Source organism: Streptomyces sp. NPDC102451 (assembly GCF_044765485.1).
Lineage (GTDB): Bacteria > Actinomycetota > Actinomycetes > Streptomycetales > Streptomycetaceae > Streptomyces.
Map to the genome: position 1 here is coordinate 742,756 of NZ_JBIWKD010000001.1, position 26,782 is coordinate 769,537.

At 70.2% G+C, this 26,782-nt stretch carries 22 protein-coding genes; 18 read left to right on the forward strand and 4 right to left on the reverse strand.

All coding sequences use genetic code 11. The features are described from left to right. Nucleotides 1-10 precede the first annotated feature (10 nt). Genes ureG through ACIRD8_RS03515 form a run of 4 tightly spaced genes read left to right on the forward strand, consistent with a single transcriptional unit; the run spans nucleotide 11 to nucleotide 3,673 of the window. Nucleotides 11-631 carry an urease accessory protein UreG gene (ureG, locus tag ACIRD8_RS03500; protein ID WP_030637895.1) on the forward strand — a complete coding sequence of 207 codons (621 nt, stop codon included), beginning with the start codon at nucleotides 11-13 and terminating at the stop codon, nucleotides 629-631. Between the two features lies 1 nt (nucleotide 632). Then, on the forward strand, nucleotides 633-1,598 hold the full coding sequence (locus ACIRD8_RS03505) for an urease accessory protein UreD (protein ID WP_403985498.1): 966 nt from the start codon (nucleotides 633-635) through the stop codon (nucleotides 1,596-1,598). A gap of 43 nt (nucleotides 1,599-1,641) precedes the next feature. Then, the gene (locus ACIRD8_RS03510; RefSeq protein WP_403985500.1) at nucleotides 1,642-3,006 is read left to right on the forward strand and encodes an ammonium transporter; all 1,365 of its coding nucleotides are present in this window, start codon (nucleotides 1,642-1,644) and stop codon (nucleotides 3,004-3,006) included. 25 nt (nucleotides 3,007-3,031) lie between these two features. Continuing rightward, the gene (locus ACIRD8_RS03515; RefSeq protein ID WP_403985502.1) at nucleotides 3,032-3,673 is read left to right on the forward strand and encodes a uridine kinase; all 642 of its coding nucleotides are present in this window, start codon (nucleotides 3,032-3,034) and stop codon (nucleotides 3,671-3,673) included. Nucleotides 3,674-3,689: 16 nt separating this feature from the next. On the opposite strand, the gene ACIRD8_RS03520 is transcribed toward ACIRD8_RS03515, so the two are convergent. Both ACIRD8_RS03520 and ACIRD8_RS03525 read right to left on the reverse strand, forming a co-directional pair. Beyond that, nucleotides 3,690-4,235, reverse strand: coding sequence for a methylated-DNA--[protein]-cysteine S-methyltransferase (locus ACIRD8_RS03520; RefSeq protein ID WP_403985504.1), 546 nt, complete (start codon nucleotides 4,233-4,235; stop codon nucleotides 3,690-3,692). 45 nt (nucleotides 4,236-4,280) lie between these two features. Then, nucleotides 4,281-5,153 (reverse strand): glycerophosphodiester phosphodiesterase, encoded by an 873-nt coding sequence (locus ACIRD8_RS03525; protein WP_403985506.1) that lies wholly within the window; start codon nucleotides 5,151-5,153, stop codon nucleotides 4,281-4,283. 215 nt (nucleotides 5,154-5,368) lie between these two features. On the opposite strand from ACIRD8_RS03525, the gene ACIRD8_RS03530 reads away from it, so the two are divergent. From ACIRD8_RS03530 to ACIRD8_RS03550, 5 genes are all read left to right on the forward strand, one after another. After that, nucleotides 5,369-6,238: an MHYT domain-containing protein gene (locus ACIRD8_RS03530; protein ID WP_403985508.1), complete on the forward strand. Its 870-nt coding sequence runs from the start codon at nucleotides 5,369-5,371 to the stop codon at nucleotides 6,236-6,238. 39 nt (nucleotides 6,239-6,277) lie between these two features. Next, nucleotides 6,278-8,398, forward strand: coding sequence for an excinuclease ABC subunit UvrB (gene uvrB / locus ACIRD8_RS03535; protein WP_403985510.1), 2,121 nt, complete (start codon nucleotides 6,278-6,280; stop codon nucleotides 8,396-8,398). A gap of 153 nt (nucleotides 8,399-8,551) precedes the next feature. Continuing rightward, nucleotides 8,552-9,130, forward strand: a complete 579-nt coding sequence (locus tag ACIRD8_RS03540; RefSeq protein WP_403985511.1) for a TerD family protein — start codon at nucleotides 8,552-8,554, stop codon at nucleotides 9,128-9,130. Nucleotides 9,131-9,245: 115 nt separating this feature from the next. Next, nucleotides 9,246-11,162: a TerD family protein gene (locus tag ACIRD8_RS03545; protein WP_403985513.1), complete on the forward strand. Its 1,917-nt coding sequence runs from the start codon at nucleotides 9,246-9,248 to the stop codon at nucleotides 11,160-11,162. Between the two features lie 266 nt (nucleotides 11,163-11,428). After that, on the forward strand, nucleotides 11,429-12,439 hold the full coding sequence (locus tag ACIRD8_RS03550; protein WP_403985515.1) for a TerC family protein: 1,011 nt from the start codon (nucleotides 11,429-11,431) through the stop codon (nucleotides 12,437-12,439). 66 nt (nucleotides 12,440-12,505) lie between these two features. Here ACIRD8_RS03550 and ACIRD8_RS03555 read toward each other — a convergent pair whose 3' ends face one another. Both ACIRD8_RS03555 and ACIRD8_RS03560 read right to left on the reverse strand, forming a co-directional pair. Then, nucleotides 12,506-13,162 (reverse strand): MBL fold metallo-hydrolase, encoded by a 657-nt coding sequence (locus ACIRD8_RS03555; protein WP_403985517.1) that lies wholly within the window; start codon nucleotides 13,160-13,162, stop codon nucleotides 12,506-12,508. A 10-nt stretch (nucleotides 13,163-13,172) separates the two neighbouring features. After that, on the reverse strand, nucleotides 13,173-13,862 hold the full coding sequence (locus tag ACIRD8_RS03560) for a maleylpyruvate isomerase family mycothiol-dependent enzyme (protein ID WP_403985519.1): 690 nt from the start codon (nucleotides 13,860-13,862) through the stop codon (nucleotides 13,173-13,175). 175 nt (nucleotides 13,863-14,037) lie between these two features. Here ACIRD8_RS03560 and uvrA point away from each other — a divergent pair, with 175 nt between their 5' ends. The 9 genes from uvrA to tpiA all read left to right on the forward strand — a co-directional run bounded on the left by uvrA (nucleotide 14,038) and on the right by tpiA (nucleotide 26,759). Then, complete coding sequence (gene uvrA, locus ACIRD8_RS03565) at nucleotides 14,038-17,055, forward strand: excinuclease ABC subunit UvrA (protein WP_403985521.1); 3,018 nt, start codon at nucleotides 14,038-14,040, stop codon at nucleotides 17,053-17,055. Nucleotides 17,056-17,265: 210 nt separating this feature from the next. After that, nucleotides 17,266-17,694, forward strand: coding sequence for a Rieske (2Fe-2S) protein (locus ACIRD8_RS03570; protein WP_403985523.1), 429 nt, complete (start codon nucleotides 17,266-17,268; stop codon nucleotides 17,692-17,694). 111 nt (nucleotides 17,695-17,805) lie between these two features. After that, entirely contained in the window at nucleotides 17,806-20,001 is a 2,196-nt protein-coding gene (gene uvrC, locus ACIRD8_RS03575) for an excinuclease ABC subunit UvrC (protein WP_403985525.1), read from the forward strand. Further along, nucleotides 19,998-20,963 (forward strand): RNase adapter RapZ, encoded by a 966-nt coding sequence (rapZ, locus tag ACIRD8_RS03580; RefSeq protein ID WP_403985526.1) that lies wholly within the window; start codon nucleotides 19,998-20,000, stop codon nucleotides 20,961-20,963. The genes uvrC and rapZ overlap by 4 nt, the downstream gene beginning before the upstream one ends. After that, nucleotides 20,960-21,994, forward strand: coding sequence for a uridine diphosphate-N-acetylglucosamine-binding protein YvcK (gene yvcK / locus ACIRD8_RS03585; RefSeq protein WP_403985528.1), 1,035 nt, complete (start codon nucleotides 20,960-20,962; stop codon nucleotides 21,992-21,994). The genes rapZ and yvcK overlap by 4 nt, the downstream gene beginning before the upstream one ends. Further along, the gene (gene whiA, locus ACIRD8_RS03590) at nucleotides 21,985-22,974 is read left to right on the forward strand and encodes a DNA-binding protein WhiA (protein ID WP_018104603.1); all 990 of its coding nucleotides are present in this window, start codon (nucleotides 21,985-21,987) and stop codon (nucleotides 22,972-22,974) included. The genes yvcK and whiA overlap by 10 nt, the downstream gene beginning before the upstream one ends. A gap of 653 nt (nucleotides 22,975-23,627) precedes the next feature. Then, nucleotides 23,628-24,638 carry a type I glyceraldehyde-3-phosphate dehydrogenase gene (gene gap / locus ACIRD8_RS03595; protein ID WP_403985530.1) on the forward strand — a complete coding sequence of 337 codons (1,011 nt, stop codon included), beginning with the start codon at nucleotides 23,628-23,630 and terminating at the stop codon, nucleotides 24,636-24,638. Nucleotides 24,639-24,752: 114 nt separating this feature from the next. After that, on the forward strand, nucleotides 24,753-25,964 hold the full coding sequence (locus ACIRD8_RS03600) for a phosphoglycerate kinase (RefSeq protein WP_403985532.1): 1,212 nt from the start codon (nucleotides 24,753-24,755) through the stop codon (nucleotides 25,962-25,964). 6 nt (nucleotides 25,965-25,970) lie between these two features. Beyond that, nucleotides 25,971-26,759 carry a triose-phosphate isomerase gene (tpiA, locus tag ACIRD8_RS03605; protein ID WP_403985534.1) on the forward strand — a complete coding sequence of 263 codons (789 nt, stop codon included), beginning with the start codon at nucleotides 25,971-25,973 and terminating at the stop codon, nucleotides 26,757-26,759. Nucleotides 26,760-26,782 lie beyond the last annotated feature (23 nt).

A 26,782-nucleotide genomic window follows, 5' to 3' on the forward strand; every position in this document is an offset into this window, starting at 1 on the left:
AGGGAGCACCATGGACGACAACGTACTGCGGGTCGGCATCGGCGGACCCGTCGGATCCGGCAAGACCGCGCTCATCGAGGCGCTGGTGCCGCTGCTGATCAGGAGCGGCCGCCGCCCCTCGGTCATCACCAACGACATCTACACCCAGGAGGACGCCCAGCACATCCGGCGCACCCTGGAGGGGATCCTCGAACCCGAGCGCGTCGTCGGCGTCGAGACGGGAGCCTGCCCGCACACGGCGGTGCGCGACGACCCCACGATGAACCTCGCGGCCGGTGCGGAGATGCTGGAGCGCTTCCCCGACACGGACACGCTCTTCTACGAGTCCGGCGGCGACAACCTCACGCTCACCTTCAGCCCCGCCCTCGTCGACATCTTCCTCTTCGTCCTGGACACCGCCGAGGGGGAGAAGATGCCCCGCAAGCGCGGCCCGGGCATCACCGACTCCGACCTGCTCGTCATCAACAAGATCGACATCGCCAAGTACGTACGCACCGACATCGGCATCATGGAATCCGACGCCCACCGGGTGCGGGAGAACCGCCCGGTCGTGCTCACGGACTGTCTGACCGGCGTCGGCGTCGACGACGTCCTCGGCTACATCGAATCACGCCGCAAGGTGCTGATCTGACGTGCCGCCCACCCCGCTCCGGACCAGGCCCGACCGGCTCGACCCCGGCTACTACAGCGCCGTACGCCTCCCCCCGGAGGTGGCGGCCCTGGCCTCCGTACCGGACACGCTCGCCCCCGGCTCCCCGGCCAAGGTGGGCATCCTGGACCTGGCCTTCGCGGTACGGGGTGGGCGCACCGAACTCGTCGAGCGCTACCAGAAGTCACCCCTGCAGATCATGCGGCCGCTGTGGACCGACCCCGCCATGCCCGGCATGACCTACGTCTGCCTGATGGCGACCGGCGGCGGCATCGCCCAGGCGGACCGCTACCGGATGGACTTCCGCTGCGGCCCAGGCAGCGAGGTCCACCTCACCACCCAGGCCGCCACCAAGGTCTTCCGGATGGAGCACGACTACGCGAGCCAGCGCGTGCACATCACGGCGGAGGAGGGTTCCTACGTCGAGTACCTGCCGGACCCCGTGATCCCGTTCAAGGACGCCCGGTTCTACCAGCGCACCGAGGTCACGGTCGCCCCCGGTGCCACCGTCCTCCTCGGCGACACCGTCACGGCCGGCCGGCTCGCCCGCGGGGAGCGCCACGACTACCGGGTCGTCGCGGCGGATCTGCACATCACCCGGCCCGACGGCACACCGCTCGCCATCGACACCCTGCGCCTGGACACGGGCGCGGCGACGAGGGGGCCGGGCGTCGTGGGCCCCGGGACGTTCGCCGGCCACGACCACGTCTCCTCGCTCTACGTCGTCAGTGACCGGGCCCCGGCCTCCGAGATCGCCGACACCCTCCACACGGCCCTGGCCGGACACGGGGTCCTGTACGGGGTGAGCGTGCTGCCGCGGGACTGCGGTGCCTGGCTCCGGCTCCTGGACGACAGCCCCGTGCGGGTCGCCGCCGCGCACACCGCCGCCTGGCACGCCGTGCACCGGCTCCTCACCGGCAGGCCGGCGCCGCCCACCCGCAAGCCGTAGCGCGCACCTCCCCCGCCCCGACGACACCCACGAGGTACCGCCGATGAACACCGCTCCCGCGCCGATGCCACCCGCGTACGACTCCGGGGACACCGCCTGGCTGCTCGCCTCCACCGCCATGGTGCTGCTGATGACGCCAGGACTGGCGTTCTTCTACGGCGGCATGGTGCGCACCAGGCACGTCCTGATGATGATCAAGATGAGCTTCGCCGCGCTCGCCTTCGGCACGCTCCTGTGGTGGGTGATCGGCTACACGCTGGCGTTCGGCCCCGATGTCGGCGGCGCGGGACTCATCGGCAACCTCGACCACGTGTTCATGCACGACGTCGGGCTGACCTCGCTCACCGGCCACATCCCCACGTACATCTACAGCACGTTCCAGATGGGCTTCGCCATCATCACCGTCGCGCTGATCAGCGGCTCGATCGCCGACCGCGCCACGATGAAGGGCTGGCTCGTCTTCGTCGTCCTGTGGCTGCTGATCGTCTACGTCCCGCTCGCCCACTGGGTGTTCGACCAGGACGGCTGGATCGTCAAGCACCTCGGCGCGCTCGACTTCGCCGGGGGGCTGCCGGTGGAGCTCAACTCCGGGGTCGCGGGCCTGGCCGTGGCACTCGTGCTGCGGGCACCGCGCGACTTCGCCCGCCGGGAGGAGCGGCCCAACAACATCCCGCTCGTCGTGATCGGCGCCGGGCTCCTCTGGTTCGGCTGGTTCGGCTTCAACTCCGGTTCCGCGCTCAGCGACCAGGGCACCGCCGCCGCCGCGTTCATCAACACCCAGCTGGGCGCCGCGGGCGCCATGGTCACCTGGCCGCTGGTCGAGAAGTGGCGCACCGGCAAGGTGACCACCATGGGCGTCGTCTCGTCCGCCGTCGCGGGCATGGTCGCCATCACGCCCGCCTGCGGTGAGATCGACACCCTGGGCGCCGTCGTCACCGGACTCGTCGTGGGCGCGGTCTGCGCCTTCGCGATCACGCTCAAGTACCGCTTCGGCGTGGACGACACCCTCGACGTGGTCGGGGTGCACGGGGTCGGCGGGTTCATCGGGCTGATCATGGTCGGTCTCTTCGCCACGGCGCGGATCAGCGGCCAGAAGGGTCTCTTCGAGGGCGGCGGCTGGGCCCTGCTGGGCAAACAGCTCGTCGCGATCGTCTCCGTCATCGCGTTCTCCTTCATCCTGACCTGGATCATCGCGAAGGCCGTCGACATGACGGTCGGCTTCCGCGCGAGGGACGCGTACGACAACGTCCCCGGCGACGAGGAGGAGCGGGCCTACGACTTCCGGACCGCCGAGCGGCTCGACGACCTGGTGTCCGACACCACCGCTCCCGGGGTGTCCGCGAAGAACGACGAGGAACTCGTCCGGAAGATCACCGAGCTGCTACGGGCCAGGGGCACCCGGCTCTGACCGGCCGCGGGGCGATGATGGACGCGTGCGATTCGAACCGATCACCTGGGAACGGCTGGCCGAAGCCCTGGCCGGGCGTGCCGACGGGACGGCACCGGCCGACGGCGGGCCCTGGCTCAGGATCGGCGTGGACAGCGCTCCGGCCGCCCGCCCCGAAGATCTCGCCGCGCACCTCGCCGAGGCACTGCGGGCGCGCGGGCGCCCGGTGCTCACCGTCTCCACGGGCGGCTTCCTGCGCCCGGCCAGCCTGCGCTACGAATACGGCAAGGAGGACCCGGACTCGTACGCCGACAGCTGGTTCGACACCGGCGCGCTGTGGCGGGAGGTGTTCCGTCCGCTGGAACCCGGCGGCAGCGGCCGGATCCTGCCCGATCTCTGGAACCCCGTGACGGACCGGGCGACCCGCAGCCCCTACCAGGTGCTTCCCGAGGGCGGGGTGCTCATCCTGCACGGTCCGCTGCTCCTCGGGCACTGGTTCCCGTTCGACCTCGCCGTACATCTGAGCCTCTCGCCGGGAGCGCTGCGACGGCGCACCGGGGAGAGCGAGCGCTGGACGCTCCCCGCCTTCGCGCGGTACGAGGAAGAGGTGGGCCCGGCCGGACGCGCGGACACGGTCGTACGCGCCGACGACCCGCACCACCCCGCCTGGACGGGGCCCGGAGCGTGACCAGCCGCCGGACCTCCTAGAACAGCGGCTGCGGGAGTATCCCCTCGAGTGCCAGCAGCTGCCGCTTCGTCTCCAGCCCGCCGCCGAAGCCGCCGAGCCCCCCGTCGCTCTCCACCACCCGGTGGCAAGGAACCACCACCGGAAGCGGGTTGGAGCCCATGGCCGCCCCCACGGCCTGGGCGGCGCCCGGCTGGCCGACCCGGCGCGCCAGGTCGCCGTACCCCACGACCGTCCCGTAGGGCACGCCGGAGGCCAGCTCGCGGAGCACCTCGCGGTGGAAACCGGAGCTCAGCGACCAGTCCAGGTCGAGCGAGAAGTCCCGCAGCCCTCCCGCGAAGTACGAGGCGAGCTGACGCACCGGCTCGGCCAGCAGCACGGAGTCCGGGGCCTCCACGGGCTCCGCGCCCAGCCGGGACCGCACCTGTCCGAGCACCTTGTCCCGGACCGCCGGGCGGGCGTGGAAGACCACGGTCACCAGGCCCGTCCGGGTCGCGGCCAGCAGGAGCGGGCCGATGGCGCTCGGCACGACGGACCACTCCACGACCTGCTCGCTGCTCTCCATGTGGCCCACCGTACGGCCGGCCACTGACAACGCCCCGTCAGCCGCTCAGCGGGTGGCGTCCCGGACGGTGTCGGGGTTGTTGGTGATGATGCCGTCCACGCCGAAACCGGCCACCTCCGCAGCCTTCGCCGCGTCGTTCACCGTCCAGGTGTTGACCTGCAGCGGCTTGCCGTGGGCGCCCTTCAGCTTCTGCACCTCGGCGACGTAGTCGGCGCCGATCGTCGTGTACGACGGATTGATCTGGTCGGTGAACGCCGCGTACGACGGCAGATCGGCCACCGCGGGGGTGCCCAGGAAGCCCGTGACGACGTCCGGACGCTGAGCGTGGACAGTTTTCACACTCTCTGCACCGAAGCTCTGGACGATCAGCCTGTGCTTGACGTGAGCGCGGTCGAGCCATCCCTGCTTGCGCAGGACGCCCAGGGTCTCCTTCTCGATCCCCGGGTAGATCTCCGGGCTCTTGATCTCCAGGAGCAGATTCTGGTGGTTCCGCTCGATGCGGCGCAGGTACTGCGTGAGCGTCGGCACCCGGGCACCCGCGAAGGCGGGGCCGAACCAGCTGCCCGCGTCCAGCCTCGCGATCTCCGCCGCGGTGAAGTCCTTGACCGCCCAGGGCGCCCGGTCGGGGAACACCTCCTCGGCGTCCGTGGTCCTGTTCAGGGTGGTGTCGTGCACGACGACCAGTACACCGTCCTTGGTGAGCTGGACGTCGTTCTCCACCCAGTCGATGCCGAGACGGTCGGCCGCGTCCACAGCCGCCAGGGTGTTCTCCGGGGCGTAGGCGGAGGCGCCCCGGTGGGCGTAGACGACCGGGCTGTCCTGGCTGCCCGAGGCCTGGGCCTGGGTGGCGGGCAGCAGGACGCAGGCGCCGAGCAGGGCGGTGACGGTGCCGGAGGCGGTTGCTGTGCGTACGGACACGTGTACTCCTCGCGTCGGAATGCGGACAGGCAGAGACTCGCATCAGATCCCCAACGGACGGGAGGGGAATGATGGCCATGTTGTGAACGGAGCGATGGGTGCCGGATACGCGGAAGGCCCAGAGGAGGATAAAATGCCGCTCTTATGTTTGCTTGCCGGGCCTTGCCCTTTAGGGTCACCCCCGAACCCGGGCACACCGCGAAGGGCGTACCAGCATGCAGGGCACAGTTGACGGATTCACCTACGGCCTCGTGACCCCCGTCACGGCGTTCCTCATGGCATGCCTCGGTGCCGCGCTCGGTCTTCGGTGCACCACGCGCTCCCTGCGCACACGAGGCGCGTCCAGAGCCGGCTGGCTGGCGCTCGGCGCGACCTCCATCGGCTCCGGCATCTGGACGATGCACTTCATCGCGATGCTGGGCTTCACCGTCCGGGAAGCACCGATGAGCTACGACAGGCCCCTCACCTTCGCCAGCCTCGGCGTGGCGGTCGTGATGGTCGGGGTCGGCATATTCCTCGTCGGCTACCGGGGCGCCACCCGCATGGCACTGGTCACCGGCGGGACGATCACCGGCCTCGGGGTCGCCTCCATGCACTACCTCGGCATGGCTGGAATGAACTTCGAGGGACTGTTCGAGTACGACACCCTCACCGTCTCGCTCTCCGTCGTCATCGCCGTGGTGGCCGCGACAGCCGCTCTGTGGGCGGCCGTCTCCATCCACGGCTTCCTGCCCAGCCTCGGCGCCAGCGTCGTCATGGGCGTGGCCGTGAGCGGCATGCACTACACGGGGATGGCCGCGCTCCAGGTGCACCTGCACCCCGACGCCGCGCCGCAGGCCGGCGAGGCCCCCACCTCACTGCTCCTGCCGATGATGATCGGGCCGGGCTGCTTCCTGCTGCTCGCCGCGGTGATCGTGATGATCGACCCCCTGGTGGTGACCGGCGGGCCCCAGGCAGCCCGCCGGACGCCCGGACACACCTCCCGGTGCGGCGGCCCGGTCACCTCGATCCCCGCCCAGCGCCGCCCCGCACCGCACTACGAGAGCGCCTCGCGCAGGGCGTACCGGCAGCCGCGGAGCCGCTGATCCCCGGCCGTTGTCAGTGGGGGGTCGTACGGTGGTTGCATGCGGCCAGTCTCGAAGATCGAACGTTCGGTGGCGCCTTTCGAGGTCGTCAGTCCCTACCAGCCCAGCGGTGACCAGCCGGCGGCCATCGCCGAGCTGGACCGGCGCGTCCGCGCAGGTGAGAAGGACGTCGTCCTGCTCGGCGCGACCGGCACGGGCAAGTCGGCGACGACCGCCTGGATGATCGAGAAGCTGCAGCGCCCCACCCTGGTGATGGCGCCGAACAAGACGCTGGCCGCCCAGCTGGCCAACGAGTTCCGCGAGCTCCTCCCGAACAACGCCGTGGAGTACTTCGTCTCGTACTACGACTACTACCAGCCCGAGGCGTACGTCCCGCAGTCGGACACCTACATCGAGAAGGACTCCTCGATCAACGAGGAGGTCGAGCGGCTCCGGCACTCCGCCACGAACTCGCTGCTGACCCGGCGCGACGTCGTCGTGGTCGCCTCCGTCTCCTGCATCTACGGCCTGGGCACCCCCCAGGAGTACGTGGACCGGATGGTCCAGCTCAAGGTCGGCGACGAGGTCGACCGCGACCAGCTGCTGCGCCGCTTCGTCGAGATCCAGTACACCCGAAACGACCTCGCGTTCACCCGCGGCACCTTCCGGGTCCGCGGCGACACCATCGAGATCTTCCCGGTGTACGAGGAGCTCGCCGTCCGCATCGAGATGTTCGGCGACGAGATCGAGGCCCTCTCGACCCTCCACCCGCTCACCGGCGAGGTCATCAGCGAGGACTCCTCGCTCCACGTCTTCCCCGCCAGCCACTACGTGGCGGGACCCGAGCGCATGGAGAAGGCGGTCACCGGCATCGAGCAGGAGCTGGAGCAGCGCCTCGCCGAGCTGGAGAAGCAGGGCAAGATGCTGGAGGCCCAGCGGCTGCGCATGCGCACCACGTACGACATCGAGATGCTCCGGCAGATCGGCACCTGCTCCGGCGTCGAGAACTACTCGATGCACTTCGACGGCCGCTCGCCCGGCACCGCCCCCAACACCCTCCTCGACTACTTCCCCGAGGACTTCCTCCTCGTCCTGGACGAGTCGCACGTCACCGTGCCCCAGATCGGCGCGATGTACGAGGGCGACGCCTCCCGCAAGCGGACCCTCGTCGACCACGGCTTCCGGCTGCCCTCCGCGCTGGACAACCGCCCCCTGAAGTGGGAGGAGTTCCTCGGCCGGATCAACCAGACGGTCTACCTCTCCGCCACCCCCGGGAAGTACGAGATGTCCCGCGGCGACGGTTACGTCGAGCAGATCATCCGGCCCACCGGGCTCGTCGACCCGGAGGTCGTCGTCAAGCCCACCGAGGGCCAGATCGACGACCTGGTCCACGAGATCCGCAAGCGGACCGAACAGGACGAGCGCGTCCTGGTCACCACCCTCACCAAGAAGATGTCCGAGGACCTCACGGACTACTTCCTCGAGCTGGGCATCCAGGTCCGCTACCTCCACAGCGACGTCGACACGCTGCGCCGCATCGAGCTGCTGCGCGAGCTGCGCTCCGGCGAGTACGACGTGCTGGTCGGCATCAACCTCCTGCGTGAGGGCCTCGACCTGCCCGAGGTGTCGCTCGTGGCCATCCTCGACGCGGACAAGCAGGGCTTCCTGCGCTCCGGCACCTCGCTGATCCAGACCATCGGACGTGCCGCCCGTAACGTCTCGGGGCAGGTCCACATGTACGCCGACAAGGTCACCCCCGCGATGGCGCAGGCCATCGACGAGACCAACCGCCGCCGCGAGAAGCAGATCGCCTACAACACCGAGCGTGGCGTCGACCCGCAGCCGCTCCGCAAGAAGATCAACGACATCGTCGCGTCCATCGCACGCGAGGAGGTCGACACCGAGCAGCTGCTCGGCACCGGCTACCGGCAGGCCAAGGACACCAAGGCCCCGGTCCCCTCGCTGGGCGGCAAGGCGGCCGCGGGGGGCAAGGCGAAGAAGGACGGCGCGGTGGTCACCGACCGGCCCGCCGCGGAGCTCGCGGGGATCATCGAGGAGATGACGGACCGCATGCGGGCGGCCGCCGCCGACCTGCAGTTCGAGGTCGCCGCCCGGCTGCGTGACGAGGTGGGGGAGCTGAAGAAGGAGCTGCGCCAGATGAGGGAGGCGGGGCTGGCCTGACCTGGTGGGGCGCGCAGTGTTCCCCCGTGGGCCCGCAGTGTTGCAGGACCGACACAAAAACGGCCCATGGCTCCTTCCCGCCTCGGGGGACTGCGTAGGGTGCGGGGAAACCGCACACCGAAGGTGGCGGGGCAAGCGGAGAGGGGACAGCGCGTGACGGTCAACATGACCAAGGGCCAGGCCATCAGCCTGCAGAAGAGCGACGGGGGGACCCTGACCGCGGTACGGATGGGGCTCGGCTGGCAGGCGGCCCCGCGCCGCGGGCTGTTCGGCTCGCGCACCCGGGAGATCGACCTGGACGCCTCGGCGGTGCTCTTCGCCGACAAGCAGCCCGTGGACGTCGTGTTCTTCCGCCACCTCGTCAGCGACGACGGTTCGGTCAAGCACACCGGGGACAACCTGGTCGGCGGTGCCGGCTCCGGCGGCGACGACGAGGCGATCCTCGTCGACCTGCAGCGGGTCCCGGTCCACATCGACCAGATCGTCTTCACGGTGAACTCGTTCACCGGCCAGACGTTCCAGGAGGTGCAGAACGCCTTCTGTCGCATCGTCGACGAGACCAACGGCCAGGAGCTCGCCCGCTACACGCTGGACGGCGGCGGCCAGTACACGGCGCAGATCATGGCGAAGGTGCACCGCTCGGGCAGCGGATGGCAGATGACCGCCCTCGGCAACCCGGCCAACGGCCGTACGTTCCAGGACCTGATGCCGGCGATCCTGCCGCACCTGTAGGCGCGGCGGCGGGCGGCACAGCCCACAGATCCGTACGAGCAGCTCCCGGAGGCACCCGCCGCCGGGAGCTGCGCCCATGGCAGGGCACCACACCGAACGTCGAGGGGACAGGGCGATGACGGCCGAGCTGGTCCGGGGGCAGAACCACACCTTGCCCCAGACCCGTCTGGAGATCAGGGTGTCGGCGGGCTCACCCGTCGTGGCCGGGGCCACGCTCGGGGACGAGCGGGGCACGGTCCGGGACGCCGAGTGGATAGCCCACCCCGCCTCGCACCGGGTGCCCGGGCTCGAAGTGTCCCGGCAGGCCGCGGCCGACCACCGGCTCGCCGTCGACCTGGACGCCCTGCCCGACTCGGTGCACCGCGTCACCGTGCTCCTCGCCCTGCCCGTGGGCCCCGGGCAGCCGGCCAGGTTCGGCGCGGTGGCCGCCCCCTTCGTCGCCGTGACCGGGCTCGACGGCACCGAGATCGCCACGTTCACCCTCACCGGCCTGGACACCGAGTCCGCCGTGTCCGCCCTGGAGCTCTACCGCCGCCAGGGCGTCTGGAAGGTCCGCGCCGTCGGCCAGGGGTACGCCGCGGGGCTCGCCGGGATGCTCGCCGACCAGGGGGTGGCGGAGGCGGCGGAGCTCGCCGCCTCCATCCAGGAGGCCGTCGCCTCCGGGCTCGCCCGCTCCGTGACACCGCCGCCCCGGGCCCCCGACGGTGAGCGGGTGCGCCACCCCGCCGGCCCCGCGGCCTCCGGGGACGGCGGCCCGCCCGCCCCCGCCCCGCCGGATCCCGCGCCCGCGCGCACGGAGGCCCCCGGCGGCCCCGTCAACTACGCGCACCCGCGGCGCCAGACCTCCGCGCCGCCGCCCCCGCCCCCGACGGCCCCGCCCGCCGCCCCCGGCCGGCCCGCGCAGCCCGTCGCCGGTGACGCCACCGGCTGGTCCATGGACGAGCGCCTCTACAACCAGATCTGGGGCATGTTCGAGGACCTCGCCCGCGCCGTCGCCGCCTACCGGAGCGCGGTCGACTTCGCCGAGTCCCGGATGGACCAGGAGCTCGACCGGACCCTCTCCGACCCGCGCAGCCGCATCGGCGGAGCGGGCGACCGGGCCCGCGAGGAGGCCCGGGCCAAGCACGACGAACTCACCGGCCGGGCCCGCGAGGCGCTCGAACGCGACCTCGCCCAGCTCGCTGCGGAGTCCGCCGTCGTCGAACCCGCCCTCCCCGCCGCGTACGCGGGCTGGGGCAACCCTGTCTGGCACGGTTACCGCGTGCCGATGGAGATCCCGATGGCCCTGCGCATCGGCGACCTCCATCTGCCCGAGGGCATCGGCCTGCGCATCCCCCTGCTGGTCCGGCTGCCCCTGGAGCGCGGGATCTGGGTCGACAGCGGACGTACGGCCTCCGAGGCGGCCGCCGCGACGCCCGGGGACCGGCTGCGCACCCTGGCCATGGAGACCGCGGTCGCCCTGGCCGCGCGGCTGCTCGCCGTCTACCCGGCGGACGATTTCTCCGTGCACGTCATCGACCCGGCCGGTTCCGCAGCCGGCCCGCTCGCACCCCTGGTCGATGCCGGCGTCCTCGCCGGGCCGCCCGCATCCGGGGCGGAAGGTGTGGCCTCGGTCCTCGCGCACCTCACCCGGCGGGTCGACCTGGTGCAGATGGCGATCAGGGCCGGCGCCTCGGACGCGCTGCCCCCGGACCTCGACACGGCGGAACAGCTGCTGATCGTCAACGACTTCCCGCACGGCTTCGACGACCGGGCCGTCACCCAGCTGCGTTATCTGGCCGACGAGGGCCCCTCGGTGGGCGTGCACCTGCTGATGGTGGCCGACCGCGAGGACACCCGCGCCTACGGTCCGGTGCTGGACCCGCTGTGGCGGTCCCTGCTGCGGATCACCCCGGTGGCCGACGACCACCTCGCCGACCCCTGGGTGGGCCACGCGTGGACGTACGAGCCGCTGAGGGCGCCGCAGGGAAGCCGGGTCCTGGAGCAGGTGCTCGCGCTGGTCGCCGAGGCGCGGCGCGCCGGCTACCGCTGAGCGGGGTGACGGCAGGTCAGTTACCCGCCGCAGAGCCTCTGACCTGGCATTTTGGCTTCACCTTGGCAGAAACTTTACTGTTTCTTGGTGCTTCATGTACTGTTCTGGGTGCGGAGGGGAGTACTCCCGATCGCGGCGTTCCCGTCAGTACGGACTGTGACCGGTCCCGGGGCGTCGGCCCGGCGCGCATCCCGCGCTCCCGGGTGGAAGAGACCTCCGGCAGCGACGACGCTGATCTATAGCCGTAGCGAACTGCCGGAGGCGCAGTGGACGTTTCATGGACCCTCTGGGCGCTGACCATTCTCGGTCTCGTCGCCCTCGTCTCCGTCGACTTCTTCATCGGGCGCAAGCCCCATGACGTGTCGACCAAGGAAGCCGGAATCTGGACCATCGTCTGGATCGCCCTGGCCGTGCTCTTCGGACTCGGTCTGCTGGTCTTCGGCGAGAGCCAGGCCTCGGGCGAATTCTTCGCCGGCTTCATCACCGAGAAGTCGCTCAGTGTCGACAACCTCTTCGTCTTCGTCCTGATCATGGCGAAGTTCTCGGTGCCCTCGCACCTCCAGCAGCGGGTGCTGCTCGTCGGTGTGCTGATCGCCCTGGTGCTGCGTGCGATCTTCATCGCCGCCGGTGCCGCGGTCATCGCCAACTTCTCGTGGGTCTTCTACATCTTCGGCGCGTTCCTGATCTACACCGCCTGGAAGCTGATCCAGGAGGCGCGGGCCGACGAGGAGGAGGACGAGTTCGAGGAGAACCGTCTCCTGAAGTCGATCGAGCACCGCTTCGGTGTCGCCGACAAGTACCACGGGACGAAGCTCTTCATCCGGAACAACGGCAAGCGCGTCCTGACCCCCCTGATGGTGGTCATGCTCGCCATCGGCACCACCGATGTGCTGTTCGCGCTGGACTCCATCCCGGCGATCTTCGGCCTGACCCAGGACCCGTACATCGTCTTCACCGCCAACGCCTTCGCCCTGATGGGCCTGCGTCAGCTGTACTTCCTGATCGGCGGTCTGCTGAAGAAGCTGGTCCACCTCAGCTACGGGCTCTCGGTGATCCTCGGGTTCATCGGCGTCAAGCTGGTGCTGCACGCCCTGCACGAGTCCGGGGTGCACGTCCCGGAGATCTCCATCCCGTTCTCCCTCTCCGTCATCTGCGGCGTCCTGGTGATCACAACGATCACCAGCCTCATCGCCACCAAGAGGCAGGACGCGGTGGAGAAGGGCACGGAGAAGGACGAGGAGAAGGACGACAGCGAGAACGTCGGCGCGGAGAAGTAGCGCCGGACGGACATACCGACGGCCGGGGCCCCGTGAGGGGCACCCGGCCGTCGGGCTTTCAGCGGTTCACCAGCCGCGCTCGCGCCACTCCGGCAGCTGCGGGCGCTCGGCGCCGAGCGTGGTGTCGTGACCGTGGCCCGGGTAGACCCAGGTCTCGTCGGGCAGCTGGTCGAAGAGCTTGGTCTCCACGTCGTGGAGCAGGCTCGCGAACGCCTCGGGGTCCTTGTGCGTGTTCCCGACCCCGCCCGGGAAGAGGCAGTCCCCGGTGAACAGGTGCGGAGCGCCGTGCGGATCGTCGTAGACGAGCGCGATGGAGCCCGGGGTGTGGCCGGTCAGACGGCGGGCGGTCAGCGTGACCTGCCCGACCCGGATCGTGTCCTCGTCGTCGACCAGGACGTCGGTCGGGACCGGGATGCCCTCGGCGTCGTACCGCCCGGCGTAGGTGCGCGCCCCGGTGGCCGCCACCACCTCGGCCAGCGCCTGCCAGTGGTCGCCGTGCTGATGCGTGGTGACGACGGACGCGATGGAGTCGTCACCGATCAGCCGCAGCAGGGTTCCGGCCTCGTCGGCCGCGTCGATCAGGAGCTGCTCGCCGGTGGCCCGGCAGCGCAGCAGATAGGCGTTGTTGTTCATCGGGCCGACGGCGACCTTGGAGATCATCAGATCCGTCAGCTCGTGTACGTCCGCACGCCCGCCGACCTTGACCGCTCCGCTGTACGTCATGTGACGAAGCCTATAGCGGGGGGAGTGCGGGAAGGCCGCCGCCTTCCACGGTGAGCCCGGAGCCGTCCCGGCGTCCGCAGAGCCAGCCGAGGATGTCGGCGGCCTCGCCCCGGACGGTCACCGGGGGGCCGTCGGCGCCGCCGCCCGTGGTCCACAGCCGGCCGTCGGGGGCGACCGCCGTCGTGGGGAGGACGTCGGGATGCCCGGCGAACCGTTCCGCCAGGAAGTCGTTCTCCCGGGTCACGAACTCCTCCGGCAGGTCCTCCAGCTCGTACCCCACCCCCAGGTCGACGTGGTGCAGCTCGACCTCGGCCCAGCGGCGGAAGGGGATCCGGGAGGCCGAATCCGTCACACCGTTGCGCATGGTGACCGTGCGTGACCAGTCGGCCGGGGTCTCGGCCGCCGCGAGGAAGGCCGCGCCGCTCGTGCGCAGGTCGGCGGCCTGCTCGGCCAGGGGGCGGGGCGCGCCACGTTCGATGTCGGCGTCCCGGGTTTCGCTGTTCGCGTACATCGGGCGCCCTCGGAGAACATTTACGAGCGCGTCGGCGTTACGTGACAGGTGGGCAAGAATATGGCCCCGGGTCCAGCCCGGCAGCCGCGACGGCTCGGCAACGGCGTCGTCGTCCATCGTGCCTGTGGCACTGAGCAGCCGATCGGTCGCTTCACGTACAGCTTCCAGGTCGCGCGCATGATCAGTCATGAGCCGAGCGTAGACCTCACCACTCGTTCGGGTGATGGAGTCTTCGGTCGACCATAAATCGAATGCGCGTGCTATACGCTCGGAGTCGAAAGCTTCATACATCGCTGTGGCGCCCCCCATACCCTGGGACAGGGGCTCAGTTCCCCCATTTCTCTCCAGAAAGGTGCGGACCGGCGTGGCCGACCGTCTCATCGTCCGTGGCGCGCGCGAGCACAACCTGAAGAACGTCTCGCTCGATCTCCCCCGTGACTCCCTCATCGTCTTCACCGGGCTCTCCGGATCGGGCAAGTCGTCGCTCGCGTTCGACACGATCTTCGCCGAGGGCCAGCGTCGCTACGTGGAGTCGCTCTCCTCGTACGCCCGGCAGTTCCTCGGCCAGATGGACAAGCCGGACGTGGACTTCATCGAAGGCCTCTCGCCCGCCGTCTCCATCGACCAGAAGTCGACCTCGCGCAACCCGCGCTCGACGGTCGGCACCATCACCGAGGTCTACGACTACCTCCGGCTGCTCTTCGCCAGGATCGGCAAGCCGCACTGCCCCGAGTGCGGAAGGCCCATCGCGCGCCAGTCGCCGCAGGCCATCGTCGACAAGGTGCTCGGCCTGCCCGAGGGCAGCCGCTTCCAGGTGCTCTCGCCGCTGGTGCGCGAGCGCAAGGGCGAGTTCGTCGACCTCTTCGCCGATCTCCAGACCAAGGGCTACAGCAGGGCCCGCGTCGACGGCGAGACGATCCAGCTGTCCGAGCCGCCCACGCTGAAGAAGCAGGAGAAGCACACCATCGAGGTGGTCATCGACCGCCTCACGGTGAAGGACAGCGCCAAGCGCCGACTGACCGACTCCGTCGAGACGGCGCTGGGCCTCTCCGGCGGCATGGTCGTGCTCGACTTCGTCGACCTCGAGGCGGACGATCCCGAGCGTGAGCGGATGTACTCCGAGCACCTCTACTGCCCCTACGACGACCTCTCCTTCGAGGAGCTGGAGCCCCGCTCCTTCTCCTTCAACTCCCCCTTCGGCGCCTGCCCCGACTGCACGGGCATCGGTACGCGGATGGAGGTCGACCCGGAGCTGATCGTCCCGGACGAGGACAAGTCCCTGGACGAGGGGGCGATCCACCCGTGGTCGCACGGTCACACCAAGGAGTACTTCGGGCGCCAGATCACCGCGCTGGCCGACGCCCTCGGATTCCGCACGGACATCCCCTGGGCCGGACTGCCGCAACGCGCCAAGAAGGCCCTGCTGCACGGTCACAAGATCCAGACCGAGGTCCGCTACCGCAACAGGTACGGGCGCGAGCGCGCCTACACCACCCCCCGCTTCGAGGGTGCCGTCCAGTACGTCAAGCGGCGCCACTCCGAGGCCGAGAGCGACTCCAGCCGCGAGCGCTTCGAGGGCTACATGCGCGAGGTGGCCTGCCCGACCTGTGAGGGCACCCGGCTCAAGCCGCTGGTCCTCGCGGTGACGGTGATGGAGAAGTCCATCGCCGAGGTCGCCGCGATGTCGATCAGCGAGTGCGCCGAGTTCCTCGGCCGCCTCAAGCTCAACGCCCGTGACAAGAAGATCGCCGAGCGGGTCCTCAAGGAGGTCAACGAGCGACTGAGGTTCCTCGTCGACGTCGGCCTCGACTACCTCTCGCTGAACCGCGCCGCGGGCACCCTGTCCGGCGGCGAGGCCCAGCGCATCCGGCTCGCCACCCAGATCGGCTCCGGACTCGTCGGCGTGCTGTACGTGCTGGACGAGCCGTCCATCGGCCTGCACCAGCGCGACAACCACCGGCTGATCGAGACCCTGGTCCGGCTCCGCGACATGGGCAACACGCTCATCGTCGTCGAGCACGACGAGGACACCATCAAGGTCGCCGACTGGGTCGTCGACATCGGCCCCGGCGCCGGTGAGCACGGCGGCAAGGTCGTCCACTCCGGCTCGCTCAAGGAGCTGCTGGCCAACAAGGAGTCGATCACCGGGCAGTACCTCGCGGGGAAGCGGGCCATCGAGATGCCGGACATCCGGCGTCCCGTCGACCCGAAGCGCCGGCTCACGGTGCACGGCGCCCGGGAGAACAACCTCCAGGACATCGACGTCTCCTTCCCGCTGGGTGTGCTCACGGCGGTCACCGGTGTCTCGGGTTCGGGGAAATCGACCCTGGTCAACGACATCCTCTACACCCACCTGGCGCGTGAGCTCAACGGCGCCAAGTCGGTCCCCGGGCGGCACACCCGGGTCGACGGCGACGACCTCGTCGACAAGGTCGTCCACGTCGACCAGTCGCCGATCGGCCGTACGCCCCGGTCCAACCCGGCGACGTACACCGGAGTCTTCGACCACGTCCGCAGGCTGTTCGCCGAGACGATGGAGGCGAAGGTGCGCGGCTATCTGCCGGGCCGCTTCTCCTTCAACGTCAAGGGCGGCCGCTGCGAGAACTGCTCCGGCGACGGCACGATCAAGATCGAGATGAACTTCCTGCCCGATGTGTACGTCCCGTGCGAGGTCTGCCACGGTGCGCGCTACAACCGGGAGACCCTGGAGGTCCACTACAAGGGCAAGTCCATCGCCGAGGTGCTGGACATGCCGATCGAGGAGGGCCTGGAGTTCTTCGAGGCCGTCCCGACGATCGCCCGTCACCTCCGCACGCTCAACGAGGTCGGCCTCGGATACGTCAGGCTCGGCCAGTCCGCGCCGACGCTCTCCGGCGGTGAGGCCCAGCGCGTGAAGCTGGCGAGCGAGCTGCAGAAGCGCTCCACGGGCCGCACGGTCTACGTCCTGGACGAGCCGACGACCGGTCTGCACTTCGAGGACATCAGCAAGCTCATCTCGGTGCTCTCGGGCCTGGTCGACAAGGGCAACACGGTGATCGTCATCGAGCACAACCTCGATGTCATCAAGACCGCCGACTGGGTCGTCGACATGGGCCCCGAGGGCGGCAACGGCGGCGGTCTGGTCGTCGCCGAGGGCACTCCGGAGCACGTCGCCTCGGTGCCCGCCAGCCACACCGGGAAGTTCCTCCAGGAGGTTCTGGGCGCGGACCGGATCGGTGAGGCCGTGGTGCCGGCGGCCCGCAAGGCCCGTAAGGCGCCCGCGAAGAAGGCCGTCGCGGCGAAGACGGCCACGGCCCGTAAGACCGCCACGGCCAGGACCACGGGGAAGGCGGCGGCCGAGCGTCCCGCGGCGAAGAAGGCCACCCGCGCGCGGAAGGCCTGACACCGCCCGGGCAGGCCGGCACCCGCACAGGGGGCCGGCCTGCCCGGCGCCCCGGTGCTCTCCGGGGCCGGTCGAAGGGCCGTCGTTCTCCGCCGGTATCGTCGGGTCTGTCGCCCGTGCCTTCAGGTGCGGCCCGTGCCCGGAGTACCGGACACCCGGTGCCCCGGACGGTGACGGCGGCTCTCTGTCCCCCCGACCAGTGGAGACCGCATGCCCGGCCTGCCCGCCGCCCGCCGTACCGTACTGAAGGGCGCCGCTCTCGCCGGTGCCGCCGGGCTGGGAGCGGCAGCCTGTTCGACCGAGTCGAAGCTCGGCCACGCGCAGACGCCCACACCCACCGCACCCGTGGAGCTCGGTGCCGCCGAGGAGGTCCCGGTCGGCGGGGCGAAGCTCTACCGGGAGCAGCGGGTCGTCGTGAGCTGCCAGGCCGCCGGGCAGTACAAGGCCTTCAGCGCGCAGTGCACCCACGCCGGCTGCCTCCTGGACAAGGTCGAGGGCAACGAGGGGAACTGCCCCTGCCACGGCAGCCGCTTCGACATGACCACGGGCAAGGCGGTCCAGGGCCCGGCCACCGTGCCGCTGCCCTCCGTCCCGGTGAAGGTCGAGGGCGGGAAGCTAGTCGCGGGCCCCGGAGCCTGACCGGCCCGGCCCGGCCCGGCCCGGGTCCTGAGCCCGACCGGACTGCCCGTCCCCGGCCCCGGGGGACCCGGAAATGCCGCTCTGTCACTGCCCGCAAGTAGGGTATGAGACATGGCAGACCCCTCCAGCTACCGCCCCAAGCCGGGACAGATCCCCGACTCCCCGGGGGTCTACAAGTTCCGCGACGAGCACCGCCGGGTGATCTACGTCGGCAAGGCGAAGAACCTGCGTCAGCGCCTGGCCAACTACTTCCAGGACCTGGCCGGTCTGCATCCGCGTACCCGCACGATGGTGACCACGGCTGCCTCCGTGGAGTGGACCGTGGTCTCCACCGAGGTCGAGGCGCTTCAGCTGGAGTACTCCTGGATCAAGGAGTTCGACCCCCGGTTCAACGTCAAGTACCGCGACGACAAGAGCTATCCCTACCTCGCGGTCACGCTCAACGAGGAGTTCCCCCGCGTCCAGGTCATGCGCGGCGCCAAGAAGAAGGGCGTCCGCTACTTCGGTCCGTACGGGCACGCCTGGGCGATCCGCGAGACCGTCGACCTGATGCTCCGGGTCTTCCCTGTGCGCACCTGCTCCGCCGGCGTCTTCAAGAACGCCGAGCGCACCGGCCGCCCCTGCCTCCTCGGCTACATCGGCAAGTGCTCCGCCCCGTGCGTCGGACGGGTCACCCCCGAGGAACACCGGGACCTGGCCGAGGACTTCTGCGACTTCATGGCAGGCCGTACGGGCACGTACATCCGCCGCCTGGAGAAGGACATGATGCAGGCGGCCGAGGAGATGGAGTACGAGCGGGCGGCCCGGCTGCGTGATGACGCGGAGGCGCTGAAGCGGGCTATGGAGAAGAGCGCCGTCGTGCTCGCCGACGCCACCGACGCCGACCTGATCGCCGTCGCCGAGGACGAGCTCGAAGCGGCGGTCCAGATCTTCCACGTCCGCGGCGGGCGGGTGCGGGGCCAGCGCGGCTGGGTCACCGACAAGGTCGAGGCCGTCGACACGGCGGGCCTGGTGGAACACGCGCTCCAGCAGCTCTACGGCGAGGAGACGGGCGACTCCGTCCCCAAGGAGGTGCTGGTACCGGCGCTCCCCGAGGACCCCGACGCCGTGTCCCAGTGGCTCGCGGACCGCAGGGGGTCCCACGTCAGCCTGCGCATCCCGCAGCGGGGCGACAAGAAGGACCTCATGGGCACGGTCCAGCGCAACGCCCAGCAGGCGCTGGGGCTGCACAAGACCAAGCGCGCGTCCGACCTCACGACACGCTCCCGCGCCCTGGAGGAGATCGCCGAGGCGCTCGGTCTCGACACCGCGCCGCTACGCGTCGAGTGTTTCGACATCTCGCACCTCCAGGGCGACGACGTGGTCGCGTCCATGGTGGTCTTCGAGGACGGCCTCGCACGCAAGAGCGAGTACCGCCGCTTCCAGATCAAGGGCTTCGAGGGCCAGGACGACGTCCGGTCGATGCACGAGGTCATCGGCCGCCGCTTCAAGCGCTACCTCCAGGAGAAGGAGCGGACGGGGGAGTGGGAGGACACCCCGGCGCCCACGGGCCCCGTTCCCGCACCCGGCGGCCCCGCACCCGTCGGCCCCGCTCCCGGCGCGTCCGGTGAGCCCGCACAAGGCGACCGGGCGCCCGGCGTGCCCGCACCCGGCGTCCAGGGATCCGACGTGCCGGCCCCCGGCGGGACCGGTGGGCCCGGTGGGCCCGGCGTGCCCGGGCCGGTGGCGCCCGCTGCGCAGGAGCCCGGCCCCGCCCGCGAGGAGCCCCGCGAGGACGACGGCCGCCCCAAGCGCTTCGCCTACCCGCCCCAGCTCGTCGTCGTCGACGGCGGGCAGCCCCAGGTCGCCGCCGCCAAGAGGGCCCTGGACGAGCTGGGCATCGACGACATCGCCGTCTGCGGTCTCGCGAAGCGGCTCGAAGAGGTCTGGGTGCCCGACGACGACGATCCGGTGGTCCTGCCCCGGTCCAGCGAGGGCCTCTATCTCCTCCAGCGCATCCGGGACGAGGCCCACCGCTTCGCCATCACCTACCAGCGGGCCAAGCGGGCCAAGCGCATCCGCAGCAGCCCCCTCGACGACGTCCCGGGCCTCGGCGAGACCCGTAAGCAGGCCCTGATCAAGCATTTCGGCTCCGTCAAGAAGCTGAGGCAGGCGACAATCGACGAGATCTGCGAGGTGCCGGGGATAGGGCGCAGGACCGCGGAATCGGTGGCCGTCGCGTTTGCCGCGGCCGCCCCGGCCGCACCCGCCGTGAACACCGCCACTGGAGAGATCATTGAAGAGGACGACGGGGGCAGCAGGACATGACCGAGCACGCGCATGAAGACCAGGACGAACGCGGCCGAGCAGACGGAGCAGCACACGTGAGTACGGGAAGCACCACGGAGAAGGCCGAGGCCACCCCGCCCGCCATCCCCGAGCTGGTGATCATCTCCGGAATGTCGGGCGCCGGGCGCAGCACCGCCGCCAAGTGTCTGGAGGACCTCGGCTGGTTCGTCGTCGACAACCTGCCGCCCGCGCTGATCCCCACGATGGTGGAGCTCGGCGCCCGGTCCCAGGGCAACGTCGCCCGCATCGCCGTCGTCGTCGACGTACGGGGCCGCCGTTTCTTCGACAACCTCCGGGACTCCCTCGCCGACCTGGAGGCGAAGCACGTCACCCGGCGGATCGTCTTCCTGGAGTCCTCCGACGACGCCCTCGTACGCCGTTTCGAATCGGTCCGCCGCCCGCACCCCCTCCAGGGTGACGGCCGCATCGTCGACGGCATCGCGGCCGAGCGGCATCTGCTGCGTGAGCTGCGCGGCGACGCCGACCTCGTCATCGACACCTCCAGCCTCAACGTGCACGAGCTGCGGGCCAAGATGGACGCCCAGTTCGCCGGCGACGAGGAGCCGGAGCTGCGGGCGACGGTGATGTCGTTCGGCTTCAAGTACGGCCTGCCGGTCGACGCCGACCTCGTCGTCGACTGCCGCTTCCTGCCGAATCCGCACTGGGTCCCGGAGCTCCGCCCCTTCACCGGGCTCAACGAGGAGGTGTCCGACTACGTCTTCGACCAGCCGGGCGCCAAGGAGTTCCTCAACCAGTACACGGAGCTGCTCCAGCTCATCGCCGCGGGTTACCGCCGTGAGGGCAAGCGTTACGTGACCATCGCCGTGGGCTGTACGGGCGGCAAGCACCGTTCCGTCGCGATGTCGGAGAAGCTGGCCTCCCGGCTGGCCACCGAGGGGATCGAGACCGTCCTCGTCCACCGGGACATGGGGCGCGAGTGAGCAGTCGCAATCCGCGTCAGCGACGGCTGAGCAGGGCCACGGCCGCGCTCTCCGGCCGCAAGCGTGGCGCACAGCCCAAGGTCGTCGCCCTCGGCGGCGGCATGGGGCTGTCGGCCTCGCTCACGGCGCTGCGCCGGATCACCGGCGATCTCACGGCCGTGGTGACCGTCGCCGACGACGGCGGCTCCAGCGGCCGGCTCCGCGAGGAGCTCGGCGTCCTCCCGCCGGGCGACCTGCGCAAGGCGCTCGCCGCGCTCTGCGGCGACGACGAATGGGGCCAGACCTGGGCCCGGGTCATCCAGCACCGCTTCGAGTCCAAGGGCGATCTGCACGAGCACGCGGTGGGCAATCTGCTCATCGTCGCCCTCTGGGAGCAGCTGGGCGACCACGTCCAGGCCCTCGACCTGGTCGGCAAGCTGCTCGGAGCACACGGCAGGGTGCTGCCGATGTCCGCCGTCCCCCTGGAGCTCCAGGCCCTCGTGCGGGGGCACGACGTGGAGCGCCCCGAGGACGTGGTCACCGTGCGTGGGCAGGCGACGGTGGCGCTGACCCCCGGCGAGGTGCAGTCCGTCCACCTCGTGCCGGCCGACCCGCCGGCGGTCCCCGAAGCGGTGGCGGCGGTGCTCGACGCCGACTGGGTGGTGCTCGGCCCGGGGTCCTGGTTCTCCTCCGTGATTCCGCATCTCCTGGTGCCCGAACTGCTCGACGCACTGGTCACGACGAAGGCCCGTAAGGTCCTCTCACTGAACCTCGCACCACAGCCCGGTGAAACAGAAGGCTTCTCACCGCAGCGTCATTTGGAGGTTTTGGGACGACACGCCCCTAAACTCGCCATGGACGTGGTGCTGGCCGACGAGGCCGCCGTGCCCGATCGCGAGTCCCTCGCCGACGCCGCACAGCGGCTCGGAGCCGCGGTCGAGCTGGCCCCCGTGGCCTCACCCGACGGCGTTCCGATTCATGATCCGGAGCTGTTGGCCGCCGCGTACGACCGTATTTTTCGGATGCATGGAAGGATCGGCCCATGGCGATGACGCCAGCGGTGAAGGACGAAGTCTCTCGGCTTCCCGTGACCCGGACCTGCTGCAGAAAGGCAGAGGTCTCGGCGATTCTTCGGTTCGCGGGCGGGCTGCACCTGGTGAGCGGCCGGATTGTGATCGAGGCCGAGCTGGACACGGCCATGGCGGCCCGCCGGCTCAAGCGGGACATCCTCGAGATCTTCGGGCACAGCTCGGAGCTGATCGTGATGGCTCCCGGCGGACTGCGCCGTGGCTCCCGCTACGTCGTACGGGTGGTGGCGGGCGGCGACCAGCTGGCGCGCCAGACCGGCCTGGTGGACGGCCGCGGCCGCCCCATCCGAGGTCTGCCCCCGCAGGTGGTCTCGGGGGCCACCTGCGATGCGGAGGCGGCCTGGCGCGGCGCCTTCCTGGCGCACGGCTCGCTCACCGAGCCCGGACGTTCCTCGTCGCTCGAGGTGACCTGCCCCGGCCCGGAGGCCGCGCTCGCCCTGGTCGGGGCCGCCCGCAGGCTCTCCATCGCGGCCAAGGCCCGGGAGGTGCGCGGTGTCGACCGTGTCGTCGTCCGGGACGGTGACGCCATCGGTGCCCTGCTGACCCGTCTCGGTGCCCATGAGTCGGTGCTGGCCTGGGAGGAGCGCCGGATGCGGCGCGAGGTCCGCGCCACGGCCAACCGTCTCGCCAACTTCGACGACGCCAACCTCCGCCGCTCCGCCCGCGCCGCGGTCGCCGCCGGCGCCCGGGTGGGGCGCGCGCTGGAGATCCTGGGCGAGGAGGTCCCGGAGCACCTCGCGGCGGCCGGACGGCTGCGCATGGAGCACAAGCAGGCCTCCCTGGAGGAGCTGGGAGCGCTCGCCGACCCGCCGCTGACCAAGGACGCGGTCGCGGGCCGGATCAGGCGCCTGCTGGCCATGGCGGACAAGCGGGCCCAGGACCTCGGTATCCCCGGCACGGAGTCGACCCTCAGCGAGGAGCTGGCCGACGGCCTCGTGGGCTGAGAGCCGCAGGAGGCCCCGGCCGGCGGAATCCTCCCGGCCGGGGCGTAAGCCCTCAGGCGTGAGTCATGCGGCGGAGAATTTTCCGGGAATAGGTTTGAGCGCCGCCCTGCACGATTGAGCGGGCAATCTTCCCCGGTTCCGCGTCCGTATCCGCGGCCGTATCCGCTTCCGCATCCGAGTCCGTGTCTCCCGAAAGTGTGCACGGCCCGAAGTCTTTATCGATTGAGTGCCGCTCCGCGCAATTGAGCGTGGAGCTCGCGGTTCGCCGCATCGCACTTCGGCGAATATGCCGCGGAGACCATTGCCGCCACCCGCGGAGGGCGAACCCCGGCAGCTGAGCGCGCGTCAGCGACCGCCGCGGTGACTCCCGGTGATATCGGCCCGAGGGGCGCCGTCGGCCGCCTCGTCGCCGCAAGGGGCCCGGCTCCGGCGGGTGTTGACGCTTGGTGACGTGCCGCGGACGGTGGCCGTCCCGGCAGCCCTCCGCGACCGGAATCCCTTACTCCTACTCGGGAGTAAGGGGATCCCTTTTCGCACCACCGCTCTCGATGTCACTCCCGAGGCTTCGGAGAGGTAGGGTCGGAGGCGGTCGGGGACATCCCTATAAAACTCGCCGGCATCGAAACCGGCGTTCCTAACGAGGAGATCGGTTCGTGACGATCCGCGTAGGCATCAACGGCTTTGGCCGCATCGGTCGTAACTACTTCCGCGCGCTGCTGGAGCAGGGTGCGGACATCGAGATCGTGGCTGTCAACGACCTGGGTGACACTGCGACCACGGCTCACCTGCTGAAGTACGACACCATTCTGGGTCGTCTCAAAGCAGAGGTCAGCCACACCGCCGACACCATCACCGTCGACGGTCACACCATCAAGGTGCTCTCCGAGCGCAACCCGGCCGACATCCCCTGGGGTGAGCTGGGTGTCGACATCGTCATCGAGTCGACCGGCATCTTCACCAAGAAGGCCGACGCCGAGAAGCACATCGCCGGTGGCGCCAAGAAGGTCCTCATCTCGGCTCCGGCCAAGGACGAGGACATCACCATCGTGATGGGCGTCAACCAGGACAAGTACGACGCGGCCAACCACCACGTCATCTCCAACGCCTCCTGCACCACCAACTGTGTGGCGCCGATGGCCAAGGTTCTCGACGAGAACTTCGGCATCGTCAAGGGCCTGATGACGACGGTCCACGCGTACACGAACGACCAGCGCATCCTGGACTTCCCGCACTCGGACCTGCGTCGTGCCCGCGCCGCCGCCGAGAACATCATCCCGACCACTACGGGCGCCGCCAAGGCGACCGCGCTGGTCCTCCCGCAGCTCAAGGGCAAGCTCGACGGCATCGCGATGCGCGTCCCGGTCCCGACCGGTTCCGCCACCGACCTCGTCGTGACCCTGCAGCGCGAGGTCACCAAGGACGAGGTCAACGCCGCGTTCAAGAAGGCGTCCGACGACGGCGACCTCAAGGGCTTCCTGACCTACACCGAGGACCCGATCGTGTCCTCGGACATCGTCGGCGACCCGTCGTCCTGCACCTTCGACTCCTCCCTGACCATGGTCCAGGAGGGCAACACGGTGAAGATCCTCGGCTGGTACGACAACGAGTGGGGTTACTCCAACCGCCTCGTCGACCTGACCGTCTTCGTCGGCGGCCAGCTCTGATCCTAGGATCGGCAGGCATCCAGGTGTGATGTGAGGGGCTCGGACGGTGCGACGCAGCGCCGTTCGAGCCCCCTCGCATGCTCATCCGTCCTTCCAAGGAGTATGGGAACAGAGATGAAGACGATCGACGAACTTCTCGCCGAAGGGGTCGCGGGCAAGCGGGTATTCGTCCGTGCCGACCTCAACGTGCCGCTGGACGGCACCACGATCACCGACGACGGCCGCATCCGCGCCGTCCGGCCGACGATCGCCGCGCTCGCCGCCGCGGGCGCGCGGGTCGTCGTCGCCTCGCACCTCGGCCGCCCCAAGGGCGCCCCGGACCCGGCCTTCTCGCTGGCCCCCGCCGCCGCGCGCCTCGGTGAGCTGCTCGGTACCGAGGTCGCCTTCGCGACCGACACCGTCGGCGAGTCCGCCCGCGCGACCGTCGCCGGTCTCGCCGACGGCCAGGTCGCCGTCATCGAGAACCTCCGCTTCAACGCCGGCGAGACGTCGAAGGACGACGCCGAGCGCGGCGCCTTCGCCGATCAGCTCGCCGAGCTCGCCGATGTGTACGTGGGTGACGGCTTCGGCGCGGTCCACCGCAAGCACGCCTCGGTCTTCGACCTCCCGGCCCGGCTGCCGCACGCGGCCGGAGGCCTGATCGCCACCGAGGTCGGCGTCCTGAAGAAGCTCACCGAGGACGTCACGCGCCCCTACGTCGTCGTCCTCGGAGGCTCCAAGGTCTCCGACAAGCTCGGCGTGATCGACCACCTGCTGGAGAAGGCCGACCGCATCCTCATCGGCGGCGGGATGGCCTACACCTTCCTCAAGGCCCAGGGCCACGAGGTGGGCAGCTCCCTCCTCCAGGAGGACCAGATCCCGGCGGTGCTCGGCTACCTCGAGCGTGCCGAGAAGAAGGGCGTGGAGTTCGTCCTCCCCGTCGACGTCGTCGTCTCGGCGCAGTTCCCGGACCTCAAGGCCAAGACCCCGGGCCACCCCGAGACCGTGGCCGCCGACGCCATTCCGGCCGGTGTGATGGGCCTGGACAACGGCCCGGAGACCAACAAGCTCTACGCCTCGAAGCTCGCCGACGCGGCCACCGTGTTCTGGAACGGCCCGATGGGCGTCTTCGAGCACCCCGACTACGCCGAGGGCACCAAGGCGGTCGCCCAGGCCCTCATCGACTCCGATGCCTTCACGGTCGTCGGCGGCGGGGACTCCGCAGCCGCCGTCCGCATCCTGGGCTTCGACGAGAACGCATTCGGACACATCTCGACCGGTGGCGGCGCCAGCCTCGAATACCTCGAGGGCAAGACGCTTCCCGGACTCGCCGCACTGGAGGACTGACCCTCAATGACTGCTCCCGCACAAGGCCGTACCCCGCTCATGGCGGGCAACTGGAAGATGAACCTCAACCACCTCGAGGCCATCGCGCACGTCCAGAAGCTCGCCTTCGCCCTGGCCGACAAGGACTACGACGCGGTCGAGGTCGCCGTCCTGCCGCCCTTCACCGACCTGCGCTCCGTGCAGACGCTGGTCGACGGCGACAAGCTGAAGATCAAGTACGGCGCCCAGGACATCTCGGCGCAGGACTCCGGCGCGTACACCGGTGAGATCTCCGGCCCGATGCTCGCCAAGCTGAAGTGCACGTACGTGGCCGTCGGCCACAGCGAGCGCCGCCAGTACCACGGCGAGAACGACGAGATCTGCAACGCCAAGGTGAAGGCCGCCTTCAAGCACGGCCTGACCCCGATCCTCTGTGTCGGCGAGGGCCTGGACATCCGCAAGGCCGGTGACCAGGTCTCCTACACGCTGGCGCAGCTCGACGGCGCGCTGAAGGACGTCCCGGCCGAGCAGGCCGAGTCCATCGTGATCGCCTACGAGCCGGTCTGGGCCATCGGGACCGGCGAGGTCGCCACCCCCGAGGACGCCCAGGAGGTCTGCGGTGCGATCCGCGGCCGTCTCGCCGAGCTGTACTCGCAGGAGCTGGCCGACGCCGTCCGTATCCAGTACGGCGGCTCGGTGAAGTCCGGCAACGTCGCGGCCATCATGGCGCAGCCCGATGTGGACGGTGCCCTCATCGGCGGCGCCGCGCTCGACGCCGACGAGTTCGTCAAGATCGTCCGCTTCCGCGACCAGTGAGTATGCGGTAGCGCGGATCCGTC

Coding starts and splice junctions, on each gene's coding strand:
- ureG (WP_030637895.1), top strand. CDS start 11: ATGGACGACAACGTACTGCGGGTCGGCATCGGCGGACCCGTCGGATCC.
- ACIRD8_RS03510 (WP_403985500.1), top strand. CDS start 1,642: ATGAACACCGCTCCCGCGCCGATGCCACCCGCGTACGACTCCGGGGAC.
- ACIRD8_RS03520 (WP_403985504.1), bottom strand. CDS start 4,235: ATGGAGAGCAGCGAGCAGGTCGTGGAGTGGTCCGTCGTGCCGAGCGCC.
- ACIRD8_RS03530 (WP_403985508.1), top strand. CDS start 5,369: ATGCAGGGCACAGTTGACGGATTCACCTACGGCCTCGTGACCCCCGTC.
- uvrB (WP_403985510.1), top strand. CDS start 6,278: ATGCGGCCAGTCTCGAAGATCGAACGTTCGGTGGCGCCTTTCGAGGTC.
- ACIRD8_RS03545 (WP_403985513.1), top strand. CDS start 9,246: ATGACGGCCGAGCTGGTCCGGGGGCAGAACCACACCTTGCCCCAGACC.
- ACIRD8_RS03555 (WP_403985517.1), bottom strand. CDS start 13,162: ATGACGTACAGCGGAGCGGTCAAGGTCGGCGGGCGTGCGGACGTACAC.
- ACIRD8_RS03560 (WP_403985519.1), bottom strand. CDS start 13,862: ATGACTGATCATGCGCGCGACCTGGAAGCTGTACGTGAAGCGACCGAT.
- ACIRD8_RS03570 (WP_403985523.1), top strand. CDS start 17,266: ATGCCCGGCCTGCCCGCCGCCCGCCGTACCGTACTGAAGGGCGCCGCT.
- uvrC (WP_403985525.1), top strand. CDS start 17,806: ATGGCAGACCCCTCCAGCTACCGCCCCAAGCCGGGACAGATCCCCGAC.
- rapZ (WP_403985526.1), top strand. CDS start 19,998: ATGACCGAGCACGCGCATGAAGACCAGGACGAACGCGGCCGAGCAGAC.
- whiA (WP_018104603.1), top strand. CDS start 21,985: ATGGCGATGACGCCAGCGGTGAAGGACGAAGTCTCTCGGCTTCCCGTG.
- ACIRD8_RS03600 (WP_403985532.1), top strand. CDS start 24,753: ATGAAGACGATCGACGAACTTCTCGCCGAAGGGGTCGCGGGCAAGCGG.
- tpiA (WP_403985534.1), top strand. CDS start 25,971: ATGACTGCTCCCGCACAAGGCCGTACCCCGCTCATGGCGGGCAACTGG.